Source organism: Enterobacter sp. 237C8, assembly GCF_034106865.1.
GTDB lineage: Bacteria > Pseudomonadota > Gammaproteobacteria > Enterobacterales > Enterobacteriaceae > Enterobacter > Enterobacter asburiae_B.
In genome coordinates, this window is the sequence record NZ_JAWNDF010000007.1 from 19,289 (window position 1) to 35,127 (window position 15,839).

Consider the following 15,839-nt stretch of genomic DNA (forward strand, 5'->3'; position numbering starts at 1 on the left):
AGAGAGTTAATATAGCGGGAATGATGGGTAAATACTGGATTTCAGGCACAAAAAAAGACGTCCGTTGACGTCTATTGATGTTCCGATGGTGCCGAAGGCCGGACTCGAACCGGCACGTATTTCTACGGTTGATTTTGAATCAACTGCGTCTACCGATTTCGCCACTTCGGCACAGAAGGGGATGCGGAAACGTTGTGGATTATACCTGTCGCGCGCCGCCATGCAAGCGACGACGCGCTAAACCCGCGCTAAGTGCCCAAAAAACCAGCGCCCTTCGTCACTCCAGTTCAGACACCGCCAGCCGAATCACCCCCGCCGCCTTTTGCTCCGGCAACGCAAGCACCTTCGCCCACATCTCCTGCACCATATCGCAGGAGAGCTTCTCCTTGCCCGCCGCCTTTTCCGGCATCTGCAGCAGCTGGATGTCCTCGCCGTACTTATCGGCAAGTTGCTTCATAATCGGCCGCACGTCCTCAACAGCCGCCTCACGTTCGGCGGGGGTCACGGTGTGGCGGTTTTTGCCGTAGGCCGCGCGCATCATGTCGGCGTCGGCCTGCATGCGCCGCGTCATCAGGTCTTTATCCAGCATGCGCATCGGGTTCACGCCGCCCTTCACCGTCGGGTAGAGGAAGCGGAAGCAGGCGTCGTCGCTCACCTTCTGGATGGCGGCGGTTTGCTCCATGTTGATGGTCATGTAGTTCACCACGTTGGCGTCCGGGGCGTTTTGCAGGCGCGACATCTGCAGATGCAGGATCTGCGGCTGGATGGTGTCGATAATCTGCTGCTCCGGCTCGCCCGCTTTTTGCAGGGCGGCCATCTGGTCGAGGATGCGCTGATGCAGCGCGGGCTCCTGCTCCTTAATCACCTGCCAGGCGGGCATCGCGTTAAGGGCGGAATCCATCTGCCGTTCCGGAGCGCGCTGCCTGTCGAAGAACACCCAGAACGCCACGGCGGCGGCCACCGCAACAACCATCACGGTACGGGTCCACGTTTTATTCATCTCGCATCCTTATCCTTGAGTTGTGCCGGTTTACACCGGCACGCCGCTGTGGAAGCGAAACTCGTTGTCCGGTGTCGAGATAAGTGTGGCTTCAATTTCGCCAAAAAGCTTTATACGCGGTGAGATATCCTCGTCGCTCACCTGCCGGGCAAGCGTCAGGTAGTCCTGATAGTGGCGCGCTTCCGAGCGCAGCAGCGAGAGATAGAACTTCTGCAGGTCGTCGTCGAGGAACGGGGCCAGCGCGGCGAAGCGTTCGCAGGAGCGGGCTTCGATGTAGGCGCCGCAGATGAGCTTGTCGATCAGCGTCAGCGGTTCGTGAGTGCGCACTTCCTTCAGCATCCCTTTGGCGTAGCGGCTGGCGGTGATTTTGACGTACGGAATGTCGCGGGCCAGCATCGCCTCGCGCACCTGCCAGAAGTGGTGCAGCTCTTCTTTAATCAGCAGCACCATGCTGTCGATGAGCGCCTGGCCCCACGGATCGTCGGTTTTGGGCATCACGCTTTTGCCAATCTGCTTATGCAGGGCGATGAAGTCCGGCTCCGGGCCGTCGCGGAAGGTGAACTGTTCGTAGGGTTTGAGCCAGTCGAGCAGCGCGTCGGCACCGCTTTCGTCGGCGACGTATTTACGCACCAGCAGCAGCGCGGTCTGGGCGGCCTTGAGCTCGCACACCATGTGGTCGGTGAGCAGCAGCGGCAGGTTCGCCGGGTCGCGGGCTTTATCAATCCATGCTTGCGGGGTCGGGCACTGGAGGAAGTTGAGTACGGGGGCGAGTATCTGCGGGTAATCCATGGTTCTGCCTTGAAAAAGCGGTGGCGCGCGCCACCGCCTGAAACGCTTAGTGACGCACGCCGTCGTCGTCTTCGTCGATGTAATCTTCGTCGTCGCCTTCTTCGCCGTCTTCACCGTTCGGATCTTCGAAGTAGGTTCCCCAGCCGTCGTATTCCACTTCAAACTTCTCGGCCAGGTTCATCAGCTGTTCTACCTGCGCGTCGATCAGCTCCGCCTTCAGCGCGCCTTCGCTCAGGATGTCGCAGCAGATGACGGTATCGCCCTCTTCCACTTCCAGCTCTTCCGGCTCGGTCACTTCGTAACCCAGCTTGAAGGCTTCCACGGCCAGTTTTTCCAGCGCGTCGAAATCATCCGCAGAGAAATGGTGCTCGATGGTGTACAGCGCGTCCGGATCGCTACCGTCTTCCAGCAGTTCTTCAATAATCAGACGCGTCTCTTCGCGTTGCTCTTCCAGGTGTTCCGGGTTTGCCATGGCTCAATCCTCTTTAAAGTGCGGCAGATACTTCTATTTTCACACACGGACGGGTTTGCCTCCACCTTTGTAAGAAAGATTTGTGAAACGGGGTTGCAAATGAATAATTACACATATAAAGTGAATTTTAATTCAATAAGTGGCGTTCGCCATGCGAGGATAAGATGTCCGATTTATACAAGAAACACTTTCTGAAACTGCTCGACTTTACCCCTGCACAGTTCACTTCTCTGCTGACTCTTGCCGCACAGCTAAAAGCCGATAAAAAAAATGGCAAGGAAGTACAGAAGCTTACCGGTAAAAACATCGCGCTCATCTTCGAAAAAGACTCGACCCGTACACGTTGCTCTTTCGAAGTTGCCGCATTTGACCAGGGCGCGCGCGTCACCTATTTAGGGCCGAGCGGCAGCCAGATTGGGCATAAAGAGTCAATTAAGGACACCGCGCGGGTTCTCGGGCGGATGTATGACGGCATTCAGTATCGCGGCCACGGCCAGGAAGTGGTCGAAACGCTGGCGCAGTATGCGGGCGTGCCGGTGTGGAACGGGCTGACCAACGAGTTCCATCCAACCCAGCTGCTGGCGGACCTGCTGACCATGCAGGAGCACCTGCCGGGCAAGGCGTTTAACGAGATGACGCTGGTCTACGCGGGCGATGCGCGCAACAACATGGGCAACTCGATGCTGGAAGCGGCAGCGCTGACCGGGCTGGATCTGCGCCTGGTGGCCCCGAAAGCCTGCTGGCCGGAAGAGAGCCTGGTGGCGGAGTGCAGCGCGCTGGCGGAGAAGCACGGCGGGAAGATTGTCCTGACGGAAGACGTGGCGGCAGGCGTGAAGGGCGCGGACTTTATCTATACCGACGTCTGGGTGTCGATGGGCGAAGCCAAAGAGAAGTGGGCGGAGCGGATTGCGCTGCTGCGCGGGTATCAGGTGAATGCGCAGATGATGGCGCTGACCGGCAACCCGAACGTGAAGTTCCTGCACTGTCTGCCGGCGTTCCATGACGACCAGACCACGCTCGGCAAGCAGATGGCGAAAGAGTTCGACCTGCACGGCGGGATGGAAGTGACGGACGAGGTGTTTGAGTCGGCGGCGAGCATCGTGTTCGACCAGGCGGAAAACCGGATGCATACGATTAAGGCGGTGATGGTGGCGACGCTTGGGGAGTGAGCCTCTCTCTTACCTTGAGATGGTGATTATCTGCTGAATTATTTTTCAGCAGATAATCATTTCCAGTTTACGAGCAAAAAAATCATTTTACTGACGCATCCTCAGATAAGCATCAACCATAATATGTATTTATAATTTTATTAACCATTATTTATTAGATTGATGATGGTTAATATTAGATCATTATCAATTACAAACCATTGTAAATATCCGGTGTAATGTTTCCTTATTACTACGTTTCGTTAATAAAATAAGGATTATTTTATGTCATGGAATAAGCATGAAGCTGTGTCATATGCCCGCAGCCACGCACATCATAACAGTACGGGTTACTGCGCTCGCGCCGTCGCTGCAGCTATTCGTGCCGGAGGTTTGAAAATTGATGGTGCTGATGCAAAAAACTTCTGGCGCTCTCTTGAGAAGGCAGGATTCAGCAAGGTGTACGGCACACCCATTGAGGGTGATGTCGCAGTAATTGACGCATTACCAGGTGCGCATCAGAATGGGCATGCATGTATCTACGACGGATCGGGCACCTGGTATTCAGATTTTAAACAGAACAGCCTTTATCCCGGCCAGACATATCGTAAGATACAGCCAAAAATCACCCTTTACAGGCACTACTGATATGAAAAATATCTTACTGCTTCTCTTCATATTTTCTTTCTCTGTAATGGCTGGCCACTCTGAGCCGATTGAGCGTGCTGTAAAATTTAACAGCTGGTACGTTAATCAAATCAACAAAGATGCATTTCCCATTACTGATGGAAACGAAATAGATAAATATGTCACAGCATCAACAATGAAAAAACTCCGTCATACGCAGGATCCGCGTTATGCCGACGAAGAGTTTTACGAAGCCGATATGTTTTTAAAAGCGCAATACGTTGGCGATGACTGGCCCCAGAATGTAACAGCCATAGCCGGGGATACCGATCCAGTTTGTGTCAACGTATACATTGCATTTGGCAAAAAGCAGGAGCACGTAGTCATAGACTGCATGGTTAAAGAAAACAACTTATGGAAGGTACAGTCAGTTTCTAATGCGGATTTTTCAAGAAATCTGGCTATCTCTAAATGAGCCAAACAAAGTTCTTATCACTCTAGTGGTTCAGTGCGCCTTTCTTGCCGGGTGGCGCTGCGCTTACCCGGCCTGCTTTGTGCAACGATATCAATAATCGTAGGCCCGGTAAGCGCAGCGCCACCGGGCAAATCAAGCACCGATACGGCCCTCTCCCTGTGGGAGAGGGAGTAAACCCGATTAGCTAATCAGCATCTTCACAACAACCTTGCGCACCTTCGCAGGCGTCCCCACCGCGCACAGCGGCTTATGCACTTCACCCGGCCAGAACACCACAAAATCCCCTTCGCTCAGCACCACGGTTTTTTCCTGCTCGCCTTCCGGCAGGAACGCGATGTCTTTGTCCGCCAGCCAGTTGGTGTCCGGCGTGCCGTGCGGCAGGGTGCTGAAGGTCATCCCCTCCTGCCCCTTCATCACGATCTGGATATCCAGATAGCGCGCGTGGTACTCGGCGCGGCGCTCGACGAACGGCTGGGTCATATCTTCCGAGACCAGATAAAACAGGCTGCTGCCGTTGATGTCGTGCTTGCCGAGCGGCGTGGCGTCGGTGACGTGGGCTTTAACGTGCTCAATGGCCTGGCGCAGCGCGTCAGGCAGCCAGGGCTGCAGATGGTGGATGTTGCCGATAATCATGTGAAATCCCTCTACGTAAAACAACGTTTCATTTTTATCTTTTATACGAGAGTTAAGACTGCCATACCAGCCCTTTTTCGAAGAGGTTTGCGCGAGCGCATGTTTATCGGGAAAGGTGTTAACCCACTGTTAATCCTGTCCAGGCAATTATGCAGGGGTTATGCATAACCTCGATCAGCGCTTGTCGGACGGCTGTTCTAACCTCTTGATCATGCTCTCTAATTAACAAAACCCGTTGCCGCCTCACACTTTACTGTTTTGATAATTTTCTCTAAAAAACCATAATTATTTATTGATTTTCATTAAGTCGAAAATAGTTAATTACGTTAATTGCATAGCCATTCTTGCTCATGATATTTATCATTTAAAATCAGTCACATAACGATATATTTCAAAACATTAAAATCTACAAAATAATAACAACATCGAATAATGCCAGCGGATCCTGCTTAGCTATTCACCCCTCAATAATATGAAATCAATCATTATCTGACGCGAATCATGCAAATGAAAACAAACCCCTTAATATCCAGTTTCGCGTGAGCGATATCACAATACGGATTATTTAACTGCCTAGTATGAATCACGAAATCAATTGAGCTTAGCCGCCATGAAATTAAACACATCACATGGCGCATGCCCTTTTTATTCTGAAAAACAGTTAAAGGAATAATTATGGAAAAGCATTACGTCGGTTCTGAAATTGGTCAATTGCGTAGCGTTATGCTGCATCGTCCTAATTTAAGTCTGAAACGTTTAACGCCATCAAACTGTCAGGAGCTGCTTTTCGATGACGTGCTCTCGGTTGAGCGGGCGGGTGAGGAGCATGACATCTTCGCCAACACGCTGCGCGAGCAGGGTGTGGAAGTCCTGCTGTTGACCGACCTTCTGACACAAATCCTTGATATTGCAGAAGCGAAAGCCTGGCTTCTGGACACCCAAATCTCTGACTATCGCCTCGGCCCGACCTTTGCCGGCGACGTCCGCGGCTGGCTGGCGGATATGCCGCACCGCGAACTGGCGCGCAGATTAAGCGGCGGATTAACCTACGGCGAAATTCCGGCGGCCATTAAAAATATGGTGGTGGATACCCACACGGCGAATGATTTTATTATGAAGCCGCTGCCGAACCATTTATTTACCCGCGACACCTCGTGCTGGATCTATAACGGCGTCTCTATTAACCCAATGGCGAAACCGGCCCGTCAGCGTGAAACCAATAACCTGCGGGCAATATATCGCTGGCACCCGGCGTTTGCCGACGGCGATTTTATTAAGTATTTCGGCGACGAGAATATTAATTACGACCACGCCACGCTAGAAGGCGGCGACGTACTGGTGATTGGCCGCGGGGCGGTATTGATCGGCATGTCCGAGCGCACGACGCCGCAAGGCGTGGAGTTCCTCGCCAACAGCCTGTTCAAACACCGTCAGGCCGAGCGCGTGATCGCCGTTGAGCTGCCAAAACACCGCTCCTGCATGCACCTCGACACCGTCATGACCCACATCGACGTGGACACCTTCTCCGTCTACCCGGAAGTGGTGCGCAAGGACGCCCAGTGCTGGACGCTCACCCCGGACGGACGCGGCGGCCTGCTGCGCACCCAGGAAACCGACCTGCTGCACGCCATCGAGAAAGCGCTCGGCATTAACCAGGTGCGCCTGATCACCACCGGCGGCGACGCCTTCGAAGCCGAACGCGAGCAGTGGAACGACGCCAACAACGTGCTGACCATCCGCCCGGGCGTGGTGATCGGCTACGAGCGCAACGTCTGGACCAACGAGAAGTACGACAAAGCGGGCATCACCGTGCTGCCTATCCCGGGAGACGAACTCGGACGCGGCCGCGGCGGCGCGCGCTGCATGAGCTGCCCGCTGGAACGCGACGGAATTTAAAGGAGCCATCATGGAACGAAAACCCACTCTGGTTGTGGCCCTGGGCGGCAACGCGCTGCTCAAGCGCGGCGAGCCGCTGGAAGCCGAAATCCAGCGCCAGAACATCGAGCAGGCCGCCCGCACCATCGCCGGATTAACAGAGCAGTGGCGCGTGGTGCTGGTGCACGGCAACGGACCGCAGGTCGGGCTGCTGGCGCTGCAGAACAGCGCCTACGACAAAGTCACGCCCTACCCGCTGGACGTTCTCGGCGCCGAAAGCCAGGGAATGATCGGCTACATGCTCCAGCAGGCGCTGAAAAACCATCTGCCGCAGCGCGAGGTGAGCGTCCTGCTCACCCAGGTGGAAGTGGACGCCGCCGACCCGGCCTTCAGCAACCCGACCAAATACATCGGCCCGGTGTACAGCGAAGCCCAGGCGAAAAGCCTGGCGGCGGAAAAAGGCTGGGTGTTTAAGGCCGACGGAAGCTACGTCCGCCGCGTGGTGCCGTCACCGCAGCCGAAGCGCATCGTCGAGAGCGACGCCATCACGGCGCTGATCCAGCGCGATCACCTGGTGATCTGCAACGGCGGCGGCGGCGTGCCGGTAGTGGAGAACGCCAACGGCTATCGCGGCATTGAGGCGGTGATCGACAAAGACCTCTCCGCCGCCCTGCTGGCGCGCCAGATCGAGGCCGACGCCCTGCTGATCCTGACCGATGCCGACGCGGTGTACCTCGACTGGGGCAAGCCGACCCAGCGCCCGCTGGCGCAGGTAACGCCGGAGCTGCTCAGAGGCATGCAGTTCGACGCCGGATCGATGGGGCCGAAAGTGGCCGCCTGCCGCGAGTTTGTAGAAGCCTGCAACGGCATTGCCGGGATCGGCGCGCTGGCCGACGGCGCTGAGATCCTGGCGGGCGAGAAAGGCACGTTGATTCGTAACTGAGTCGTTTTCCCCTCACCCTAACCCTCTCCCTGTGGGAGAGGGAATGTAAGCCCCCCTCTCCCTGTGGGAGAGGGCCGGGGTGAGGGCATCAGACAGCTAATTTTTAAAAGGATTTCCCACATGACCATCAACCTGAAAAACCGCAACTTCCTGAAACTGCTGGACTACACCCCGGCGGAGATCCAGTACCTGATCGACCTCGCCATCGAGCTGAAAGCGGCCAAAAAAGCCGGACGTGAAAAGCAAACCCTGGTCGGGAAAAACATCGCCCTGATTTTTGAAAAAACCTCCACCCGCACCCGCTGCGCATTCGAAGTGGGCGCGTTCGACCAGGGCGCGCAGGTGACCTACCTCGGCCCAAGCGGCTCGCAGATCGGCCATAAAGAGTCGATGAAAGACACCGCCCGCGTGCTGGGCCGCATGTATGACGGCATCGAATACCGCGGCTACGGCCAGGCCATCGTCGAAGAGCTGGGCGAGTACGCGGGCGTGCCGGTGTGGAACGGCCTGACCGACGAGTTCCACCCAACGCAGATCCTCGCCGACCTGATGACCATGCTGGAGCACGCGCCGGGCAAAACCCTGCCGGAGCTGAGCTTTGCCTACCTGGGCGACGCGCGCAACAACATGGGCAACTCGCTGATGGTCGGCGCGGCCAAGATGGGGATGGATATCCGCCTCGTCGCGCCGAAATCCTTCTGGCCGGAAGCCGGGCTGGTTGAGCAGTGCCGCGCCATCGCGAAAGAGACGGGCGCGCGCATCACCCTCACCGACGACGTGGAAGAAGGCGTGCGGGGGACCGATTTCCTCTACACCGACGTGTGGGTCTCCATGGGCGAGCCGAAGGAAGCCTGGGCCGAGCGCGTCAGCCTGATGAAGCCGTATCAAATCAACGCGGACGTGATGAAGGCCACCGGCAACCCGAACGTCAAGTTTATGCACTGCCTGCCGGCGTTCCACAACGAACACACCAAAGTGGGCCGCGAGATCGAGATGGCCTACGGCCTGAAGGGGCTGGAGGTGACGGAAGAGGTCTTCGAATCACCGAACTCCATCGTCTTCGACGAAGCAGAGAACCGCATGCACACCATTAAAGCGGTCATGGTGGCGACACTCGGCGACTAATCACCGCCCGGCGCGCCGCGGGGTGCGCCGGGTTTAAGGAGAACATCATGGGCAAGTTTAAGTTTCCCTCCGCTTACACCATTCTCTTTTTCCTGATTGCCGTTGTGGCGGCGCTGAGCTGGGTCGTCCCCGCCGGTCAGTACCAGATGGCGATGAACGAAACCCTCGGTAAAGAAGTCCCGATTGCCGGAACGTACGCGCACGTGGCGGCACATCCGCAGGGGCTGGTTTCCGTCCTGATGGCGCCCATCGCCGGGCTGTACGATCCGGTCTCCGGCCAGGCCGGGGCGATCGACGTCGCGCTGTTTATCCTGATCATCGGCGGTTTTCTCGGGATCGTCACCAAAACCGGGGCGATTGACGCCGGGATCGAACGCGTCACTACGCGGCTGCGCGGGCGCGAGGAGTGGATGATCCCGATCCTGATGGCGCTGTTTGCCGCAGGCGGCACGATTTACGGCATGGCCGAAGAGTCGCTGCCGTTCTACACCCTGCTGGTACCGGTGATGCTGGCCGCCCGGTTCGATCCGGTTGTCGCCGCGTCCACCGTGCTGCTCGGGGCGGGGATCGGCACGCTCGGCTCTACCATTAACCCGTTTGCCACGGTGATCGCCGCCAACGCCGCCGGGATCCCCTTCACTAACGGCATCGCCCTGCGCGTGGCGCTGCTGGTCATCGGCTGGGTCATCTGCGTGGCGTGGGTGATGCGTTACGCCCGTAAGGTGCGCCAGGATCCGTCGCTGTCGATCGTCGCAGACAAACAGGAAGAGAACCGCGCCCACTTCCTCGGCGACAAGGGCGAACAGTCGCTGGAATTCACCCCGGTGCGCAAAATCATCCTGGTGATTTTCGCCCTCGCCTTCGCGGTGATGATCTACGGCGTGGCGGTGCTGGGCTGGTGGATGGCGGAGATCTCGGCGGTGTTTCTCGCCAGCGCGATTATCGTCGGCCTGATTGCCCGCATGAGCGAAGAGGAGCTGACGTCGACGTTTATCAACGGCGCGCGAGATTTGCTGGGCGTCGCGCTGATTATCGGCATCGCGCGCGGTATCGTAGTCATCATGGATAAGGGCATGATTACCCACACCATTTTGCACAGCGCGGAAGGGCTGGTCAGCGGGTTGTCCACGGTAGCGTTTATTAACGTGATGTACTGGCTGGAGGTCGTGCTGTCGTTTCTTGTGCCTTCTTCATCCGGCCTGGCCGTTCTGACGATGCCGATCATGGCGCCGCTTGCCGATTTCGCTAACGTCAACCGCGACCTGGTGGTGACGGCTTACCAGTCGGCCTCCGGCATCGTTAACCTCGTCACGCCCACTTCTGCCGTCGTGATGGGCGGGCTGGCTATCGCCCGCGTGCCCTACGTGCGCTATCTGAAATGGGTGGCGCCGCTGCTGGGCATTTTAACGGTGGTGATTATGGTGGCGTTAAGTCTGGGTGCCTTGTTGTGATTTGCCGGATGGCGCTGCGCTTATCCGGCCTACGGATCGGTGCGGTGCCACCGGTTATTTCAGGAACTGATATGGGAACTATGATGGATTACGAAGAGTACTCTCCCAAAGAGCAACTACAGCTGACGGTCTGCCAGCGCCTGATCGCAGAAAAAAGCTATCTCTCTCAGGAGGAGATCCGCCGGGATTTGCAGGAGCGTGGTTTTGAGACCATCAGCCAGTCCACCGTTTCACGTTTGCTTAAATTGCTCGGCGTCATAAAAATTCGAAATGCCAAAGGGCTAAAGATTTATTCGCTGAATCCCCAGCTGCGCCCTGCCCCCGACGCCGCGCGTACCGTGTCCGAAATGGTGGTCAGCGTCGAGCACAATAGCGAGTTTATCCTTGTTCATACCGTCGCCGGATATGGCCGCGCGGTGGCGCGTATTCTGGATTATCACCAGCTGCCGGAAATTTTAGGCGTGGTGGCCGGCAGCAGTATCGTCTGGGTCGCTCCCCGGGTCGTGAAGCGCACCGCACTGGTGCATAAGCAAATTAATTATTTACTCAGAACGCATTAATATTCATAAAGAACCGTTTGCATTGAGTAAAGCGTGCATTAAATCGCTTGATCCGAAAAGCGAGCTGCGTATAATGCCCGACAATTTGCCGGGAGGAAGCATGGTCAAGCGTGTACGACATAACGTCTTACCGCGTCTGAAATCAGACGCTGGCCTGCCGTTTTTCTTCCCGTTGCTAAACCTATTCCCAGAGCCCCTCATTTGAGGGGCTTTTTTTTGCCCGGCGTCAGGAGATAAACATGAATCCGCTTTATCAAAAACACATCATTTCCATAAACGACCTCAGCCGCGAAGAGCTGGAACTGGTTCTGGAAACCGCGGCAAAACTGAAGGCCAATCCGCAACCGGAGCTGCTGAAGCACAAGGTGATTGCGAGCTGCTTCTTCGAAGCCTCGACCCGCACCCGCCTCTCCTTTGAAACCTCCATGCACCGCCTGGGTGCGAGCGTGGTGGGCTTCTCGGACAGCAGCAACACGTCGCTGGGTAAAAAAGGCGAAACCCTGGCGGACACCATTTCAGTGATCAGCACCTACGTCGACGCGATTGTGATGCGTCATCCGCAGGAGGGCGCGGCGCGTCTGGCGACCGAGTTTTCCGGCGGCATTCCGGTGCTGAACGCCGGTGACGGTGCCAACCAGCACCCGACGCAGACCCTGCTGGATCTGTTCACCATTCAGGAGACGCAGGGCAAGCTCGAGAACCTGAATATCGCCATGGTCGGCGACCTGAAGTATGGCCGCACCGTCCACTCCCTGACCCAGGCGTTGGCGAAATTTAACGGCAACCGCTTCTTCTTCATCGCGCCTGACGCGCTGGCGATGCCGCAGTACATTCTCGACATGCTGGATGAGAAAGGCATTCAGTGGAGCCTGCACGCCAGCATCGAAGAGGTGATGAGCCACGTGGATATTCTCTACATGACCCGCGTGCAGAAAGAGCGTCTGGATCCGTCCGAATACGCCAACGTGAAGGCACAGTTCGTGCTGCGCGCCAGCGACCTCGAGGGCGCGCGCGACAATATGAAGGTGCTGCATCCGCTGCCGCGCATCGATGAGATCACCACAGACGTGGATAAGACGCCGCACGCCTGGTACTTCCAGCAGGCCGGAAACGGCATCTTCGCCCGCCAGGCGTTACTGGCACTGGTTCTGAATCGCGAATTGGCACTGTAAGGGGAAACGACCATGACACACGATAACAAACTCCAGGTTGAAGCCATCAAGCGCGGCACCGTGATTGACCACATCCCTGCGCAGGTGGGCTTTAAGCTGCTGACGCTGTTCAAACTGACCGAAACCGACCAGCGCATCACCATCGGCCTCAACCTGCCGTCGGGCGAGATGGGCCGCAAGGACCTGATTAAAATCGAGAACACCTTCCTGACCGACGAGCAGGTCAACCAGCTGTCGCTGTACGCGCCGGACGCCACCGTCAACCGCATCGACGAGTATGAAGTGGTCGGCAAATCCCGTCCGAGCCTGCCGGATCGCATCGAAAGCGTGCTGGTCTGCCCGAACAGCAACTGCATCAGTCATGCTGAGCCGGTTTCTTCCAGCTTTGCAGTGAAAAAACGCGCCGATGACATCGCGCTCAAATGCAAATACTGCGAAAAAGAGTTTTCTCATTATGTGGTGCTGGCCAACTAATTGAGGTTGGTAATGAAATCCCGGCTGTTATAATGGCCGGGAACATTCTTAACGCTGTAATTCTGGAGAAAACATGAGCAAAGTACTCGCGACGGAAAATGCACCAGCGGCTATCGGCCCTTACGTTCAGGGCGTTGATCTGGGTAGCATCATCATCACTTCCGGTCAGATCCCGGTGAACCCAAAAACCGGCGCGGTGCCGGAAGACGTCGCGGCACAGGCGCGTCAGTCGCTGGAAAACGTGCAGGCTATCGTTGAATCTGCCGGTCTGAAAGTGGGCGATATCGTGAAAACCACCGTTTTCGTGAAGGATCTGAACGATTTCGCGACCGTTAACGCCACTTACGAAGCGTTCTTCACCGAACACAACGCCACCTTCCCGGCGCGCTCCTGCGTGGAAGTGGCCCGTCTGCCAAAAGACGTGAAAATTGAAATCGAAGCGATCGCCGTACGTCGCTAATTCGCTTTGGCGATAAAAAAAGGCAGCTCAGGCTGCCTTTTTTGTTGCTTGCTACTGATTCCGCGTCGCCCTGAGCAGCGTCTCCAGCGGATAGACCGCCGCAATCACCACCTCGTCCTGAACCTTCGCCGCGTTATCCAGCTCGCTCTGAATCGAGGCTATCTCTTTATCATCCAGCGTGCCCTGGCGCGCCACCAGATCCGTCAGCCTCAGGCCAATGGAGGCCAGCTTATCCACCTCCTGGATCACCGGCTTCATCGCCTTCAGCTGATAGCTGTTTTCGCTTAGCGCCAGCGCGTCGCTGGTGTTGCTCTGCCAGCGGTTAAAGACGTGGCGCAGCGCGTCGGCGCTTTCCGCGTCTTCCGCATCGCTCACCAGGCGGTCCGCCCATTTGTTCATCTGGCGCACGGTGGCGCTTTCGGCGTTCAGCGCATCGGCGAAGCGGTTGAGCGGTTCGAACTGATGATAATTTCCCGCCTGGAACTTCAGGTGCTGGCGGGTGTAATACTGCGCGGGTTCTACCGCCTGAGCGAGGATCTGCAGCGGCAGCGTGTCGGCATTACCGGCAAGGCGCGTGAACTGCACCTGCTGCTGGGTATGCTGCTGCAGCCCGACAGACACCGTCGACCAGCTGTCCATCGCCTGCAGGCGGGTGTACATGTTGTCGACGTCGTTGACGTCCTGCGCGGACCACAGCCGCTCCGCCACCGCGAAGGTGCGCGGCCACAGGCGGATATCCAGCACCGGCGCCACCACGTTTTCCGCCCACAGCGCGGCTTCCCCGCCGAGCAGGTTGGCCTGATTCGCCACGTCCGGCACGACCGGCGGAATGCCTTTCGGCACCGCGTCCAGACGCGTGCCGCTGATTGGGTAACGCGTATTCCCCACCAGGAAATAGCCGGTGAGCTTGTCGTTATCAACGGAAACCACCGGGCGCGTCTCGCCCATCCACGTATCGACGGTGAACGTCACCTGGCTGTCATCGCGCCATTCAATATCCTGCACCGCGCGGCGGGATTTCCCGGCAAAATCAATAAATCCGCGCCAGCCTGCGTCCCCTTTCACCAGCGTGAAGCTCCCCTCCACCGGCTTGCCCTTCAGGCGCGGCATGGAAAAGGCCCAGCTCTGGACGCTGTCGCTGTCTGCAATCACATCCACGCCGTTCAGCCCCTGCGGGACAATTTCGTTGCGGTAGTGATAGGCGGTGGACTGGGGCTGGTCGAGATAGAAGCCCGTCGAGAGAATGCCCTTGTAGCCGTTCTGCGCCACCTGTCCCAGCGCGTCCTGCCCCTGCCAGGACTGGATCAGAATGCTTTTCGGCAGGTCGGGATGGTAGATCTCATCCCAGCCGACCATCTGCCGGTGATGCTTCTCAAGGATTGTTTCCAGCTTGCGGTTGAAATACGCCTGCAGCGCGTGGCTGTCCGCCAGCCTGTTGTCGCGCATGAAATTCTGGATCGCGGCATTCGCTTTCCACTGGCTATCGTCCACCTCATCGCCGCCGATATGCAGATACGGATCGGGGAAGATCGCCGCCAGTTCGCTGACCATCGCGTCAGCAAAGGCGTAGGTTGCCTCTTTTGTGGGATCTAATACCGGCTTCAGCACGCCCCAGTGGCGCTCCATGGCGTACGGCCCCGGGGCGCTCATCAGCTCCGGATAGGCTACGGCAATCGCCGAGGCGTGGCCCGGCATGTCGATCTCCGGCACCACGCGGATACCGCGTTCGGCGGCGTAACGCACCACCTCGCGCATCTGTTCCGGCGTGTAGAACAGCCCGTCGCTGGCAAGCTGCGTCAGCTTAGGGTAGCGCTTCGAACTGAAGCGCCAGCCCTGATCGTCGGTTAAGTGCCAGTGCAGGACGTTGAGCTTCGCCGCGGCCATGCCGTCGATCTGGCGCTTGATATCCGGCAGCGGAATAAAGTGACGAGCCGAGTCGAGCAGCAGCCCGCGCCACGGGAAGCGCGGCGAATCTTCAATGGTGACCCACGGCAGCGAGGTGTTTTCCGCCCCGTTCTGCATCAGCTGGAGCAGGGTTTCCATGGCGCGCAGCGCGCCGAAGCGGGTGTTGGCGGAGATATCGACGCCGTTAGCATCCACCGTGAGCCTATAGCTTTCATCGCTGTCCGGCAGCGGCTGCGGTTTTACCTTTTTGGCAATCGCGATACGGATGGTCGGTTTATCTGGTTTTTCAGCCTGGGGCTGCAGCGTCCAGCCGGTTTGCAGGGCAATGCGCTGGCGCAGGCGGTTGACGGCGTCACCGAGATCGTCCCCGCTGACGCTAATGGATACGTTGTTGTTGAGCACCAACGCGCCCTGAGTCGTCGGGCGTTCGACCTTCGCAGGCCAGGGCATCAGGGGGAGATCGCCTGCCGGGGCGGCAAACGCAGAGGCGCCGAGCATCAGCCCGGCGGTTAAGAGACTGTACCGTAACATGAATGTTCCTTATCTGACGGGCCAAATAAAGGCAAAACATTCTGTTAACATGCGCTCAATTTGTCGTCAAGCGAATGCGCCGACGGAGATCACAGGTTGTTGAATTTGGGAGGAAAGCCATCCCCCTCTCCCCAAAGGCGCGAGGGTGAAAGGCGACACCGAGCGGTCCCCTCTCCCTTTCAGGGAGAGGGTTAGGGTG

The 15,839-nt window shown here is 57.3% G+C and carries 18 protein-coding genes, 1 tRNA gene and 1 pseudogene; 13 read left to right on the forward strand and 7 right to left on the reverse strand.

Translation table 11 applies throughout. The features are described 5' to 3' along the window. Positions 1-86 precede the first annotated feature (86 nt). The 4 genes from USF70_RS16990 to rraB form a co-directional block, all read right to left on the reverse strand. A tRNA-Leu gene (locus tag USF70_RS16990) sits at positions 87-171 on the reverse strand. 106 nt (positions 172-277) lie between these two features. Continuing rightward, a complete protein-coding gene (locus tag USF70_RS16995; protein WP_320735842.1) occupies positions 278-1,000 on the reverse strand; it encodes a topoisomerase II in 723 nt (240 codons plus the stop codon). Positions 1,001-1,030: 30 nt separating this feature from the next. Then, a complete protein-coding gene (gene miaE / locus USF70_RS17000; protein ID WP_320735843.1) occupies positions 1,031-1,789 on the reverse strand; it encodes a tRNA isopentenyl-2-thiomethyl-A-37 hydroxylase MiaE in 759 nt (252 codons plus the stop codon). A gap of 46 nt (positions 1,790-1,835) precedes the next feature. Further along, positions 1,836-2,261, reverse strand: a complete 426-nt coding sequence (gene rraB, locus USF70_RS17005) for a ribonuclease E inhibitor RraB (protein WP_069303574.1) — start codon at positions 2,259-2,261, stop codon at positions 1,836-1,838. A 99-nt stretch (positions 2,262-2,360) separates the two neighbouring features. Between rraB and argL the strand changes: the two genes are divergently transcribed. The 4 genes from argL (at position 2,361) to USF70_RS17025 (ending at position 4,511) form a co-directional block, all read left to right on the forward strand. Beyond that, entirely contained in the window at positions 2,361-2,456 is a 96-nt protein-coding gene (argL, locus tag USF70_RS17010; protein WP_213705005.1) for a putative translational regulatory protein ArgL, read from the forward strand. Further along, entirely contained in the window at positions 2,426-3,430 is a 1,005-nt protein-coding gene (gene argF / locus USF70_RS17015) for an ornithine carbamoyltransferase (protein ID WP_047059078.1), read from the forward strand. The genes argL and argF (USF70_RS17015) overlap by 31 nt, the downstream gene beginning before the upstream one ends. Before the next feature lie 264 nt (positions 3,431-3,694). Continuing rightward, positions 3,695-4,057: a hypothetical protein gene (locus tag USF70_RS17020; RefSeq protein ID WP_033144509.1), complete on the forward strand. Its 363-nt coding sequence runs from the start codon at positions 3,695-3,697 to the stop codon at positions 4,055-4,057. Position 4,058: 1 nt separating this feature from the next. Beyond that, positions 4,059-4,511 (forward strand): DUF3828 domain-containing protein, encoded by a 453-nt coding sequence (locus USF70_RS17025; RefSeq protein WP_094935154.1) that lies wholly within the window; start codon positions 4,059-4,061, stop codon positions 4,509-4,511. A gap of 180 nt (positions 4,512-4,691) precedes the next feature. Here the strand turns inward: USF70_RS17025 and USF70_RS17030 are convergent, their stop codons facing one another. Beyond that, a complete protein-coding gene (locus tag USF70_RS17030) occupies positions 4,692-5,144 on the reverse strand; it encodes a YhcH/YjgK/YiaL family protein (RefSeq protein WP_320735844.1) in 453 nt (150 codons plus the stop codon). Positions 5,145-5,819: 675 nt separating this feature from the next. Here USF70_RS17030 and arcA point away from each other — a divergent pair. From arcA to USF70_RS17055, 5 genes are all read left to right on the forward strand, one after another. Continuing rightward, on the forward strand, positions 5,820-7,040 hold the full coding sequence (gene arcA / locus USF70_RS17035) for an arginine deiminase (RefSeq protein WP_199029037.1): 1,221 nt from the start codon (positions 5,820-5,822) through the stop codon (positions 7,038-7,040). 10 nt (positions 7,041-7,050) lie between these two features. Then, entirely contained in the window at positions 7,051-7,962 is a 912-nt protein-coding gene (arcC, locus tag USF70_RS17040; protein WP_167818962.1) for a carbamate kinase, read from the forward strand. Between the two features lie 120 nt (positions 7,963-8,082). Further along, positions 8,083-9,087: an ornithine carbamoyltransferase gene (gene argF / locus USF70_RS17045; protein WP_023310201.1), complete on the forward strand. Its 1,005-nt coding sequence runs from the start codon at positions 8,083-8,085 to the stop codon at positions 9,085-9,087. Positions 9,088-9,134: 47 nt separating this feature from the next. Next, on the forward strand, positions 9,135-10,538 hold the full coding sequence (locus USF70_RS17050; protein WP_033144505.1) for a YfcC family protein: 1,404 nt from the start codon (positions 9,135-9,137) through the stop codon (positions 10,536-10,538). An 80-nt stretch (positions 10,539-10,618) separates the two neighbouring features. Next, complete coding sequence (locus tag USF70_RS17055) at positions 10,619-11,098, forward strand: arginine repressor (RefSeq protein ID WP_029739272.1); 480 nt, start codon at positions 10,619-10,621, stop codon at positions 11,096-11,098. Positions 11,099-11,101: 3 nt separating this feature from the next. Here USF70_RS17055 and USF70_RS17060 read toward each other — a convergent pair. Next, positions 11,102-11,219, reverse strand: a pseudogene (locus tag USF70_RS17060) (hypothetical protein). Here USF70_RS17060 and USF70_RS17065 point away from each other — a divergent pair. The 4 genes from USF70_RS17065 to ridA all read left to right on the forward strand — a co-directional run bounded on the left by USF70_RS17065 (position 11,199) and on the right by ridA (position 13,204). Next, a complete protein-coding gene (locus tag USF70_RS17065; protein ID WP_022646880.1) occupies positions 11,199-11,303 on the forward strand; it encodes a pyrBI operon leader peptide in 105 nt (34 codons plus the stop codon). The pseudogene USF70_RS17060 and the gene USF70_RS17065 overlap by 21 nt on opposite strands. A 34-nt stretch (positions 11,304-11,337) precedes the next feature. Further along, positions 11,338-12,270, forward strand: a complete 933-nt coding sequence (pyrB, locus tag USF70_RS17070; protein WP_023310198.1) for an aspartate carbamoyltransferase — start codon at positions 11,338-11,340, stop codon at positions 12,268-12,270. Between the two features lie 12 nt (positions 12,271-12,282). Next, positions 12,283-12,744 carry an aspartate carbamoyltransferase regulatory subunit gene (gene pyrI, locus USF70_RS17075; protein WP_023310197.1) on the forward strand — a complete coding sequence of 154 codons (462 nt, stop codon included), beginning with the start codon at positions 12,283-12,285 and terminating at the stop codon, positions 12,742-12,744. Positions 12,745-12,817: 73 nt separating this feature from the next. Beyond that, positions 12,818-13,204 (forward strand): 2-iminobutanoate/2-iminopropanoate deaminase, encoded by a 387-nt coding sequence (gene ridA / locus USF70_RS17080; RefSeq protein ID WP_320735845.1) that lies wholly within the window; start codon positions 12,818-12,820, stop codon positions 13,202-13,204. A 51-nt stretch (positions 13,205-13,255) separates the two neighbouring features. On the opposite strand, the gene USF70_RS17085 is transcribed toward ridA, so the two are convergent. Further along, positions 13,256-15,640: a beta-N-acetylhexosaminidase gene (locus USF70_RS17085; protein ID WP_320735846.1), complete on the reverse strand. Its 2,385-nt coding sequence runs from the start codon at positions 15,638-15,640 to the stop codon at positions 13,256-13,258. Positions 15,641-15,839: the final 199 nt, after the last annotated feature.

Coding starts and splice junctions, on each gene's coding strand:
- USF70_RS16995 (WP_320735842.1), bottom strand. CDS start 1,000: ATGAATAAAACGTGGACCCGTACCGTGATGGTTGTTGCGGTGGCCGCC.
- miaE (WP_320735843.1), bottom strand. CDS start 1,789: ATGGATTACCCGCAGATACTCGCCCCCGTACTCAACTTCCTCCAGTGC.
- rraB (WP_069303574.1), bottom strand. CDS start 2,261: ATGGCAAACCCGGAACACCTGGAAGAGCAACGCGAAGAGACGCGTCTG.
- argL (WP_213705005.1), top strand. CDS start 2,361: ATGAATAATTACACATATAAAGTGAATTTTAATTCAATAAGTGGCGTT.
- argF (WP_047059078.1), top strand. CDS start 2,426: ATGTCCGATTTATACAAGAAACACTTTCTGAAACTGCTCGACTTTACC.
- USF70_RS17020 (WP_033144509.1), top strand. CDS start 3,695: ATGTCATGGAATAAGCATGAAGCTGTGTCATATGCCCGCAGCCACGCA.
- USF70_RS17025 (WP_094935154.1), top strand. CDS start 4,059: ATGAAAAATATCTTACTGCTTCTCTTCATATTTTCTTTCTCTGTAATG.
- USF70_RS17030 (WP_320735844.1), bottom strand. CDS start 5,144: ATGATTATCGGCAACATCCACCATCTGCAGCCCTGGCTGCCTGACGCG.
- arcA (WP_199029037.1), top strand. CDS start 5,820: ATGGAAAAGCATTACGTCGGTTCTGAAATTGGTCAATTGCGTAGCGTT.
- arcC (WP_167818962.1), top strand. CDS start 7,051: ATGGAACGAAAACCCACTCTGGTTGTGGCCCTGGGCGGCAACGCGCTG.
- argF (WP_023310201.1), top strand. CDS start 8,083: ATGACCATCAACCTGAAAAACCGCAACTTCCTGAAACTGCTGGACTAC.
- USF70_RS17050 (WP_033144505.1), top strand. CDS start 9,135: ATGGGCAAGTTTAAGTTTCCCTCCGCTTACACCATTCTCTTTTTCCTG.
- USF70_RS17055 (WP_029739272.1), top strand. CDS start 10,619: ATGATGGATTACGAAGAGTACTCTCCCAAAGAGCAACTACAGCTGACG.
- USF70_RS17065 (WP_022646880.1), top strand. CDS start 11,199: ATGGTCAAGCGTGTACGACATAACGTCTTACCGCGTCTGAAATCAGAC.
- pyrB (WP_023310198.1), top strand. CDS start 11,338: ATGAATCCGCTTTATCAAAAACACATCATTTCCATAAACGACCTCAGC.
- pyrI (WP_023310197.1), top strand. CDS start 12,283: ATGACACACGATAACAAACTCCAGGTTGAAGCCATCAAGCGCGGCACC.
- ridA (WP_320735845.1), top strand. CDS start 12,818: ATGAGCAAAGTACTCGCGACGGAAAATGCACCAGCGGCTATCGGCCCT.
- USF70_RS17085 (WP_320735846.1), bottom strand. CDS start 15,640: ATGTTACGGTACAGTCTCTTAACCGCCGGGCTGATGCTCGGCGCCTCT.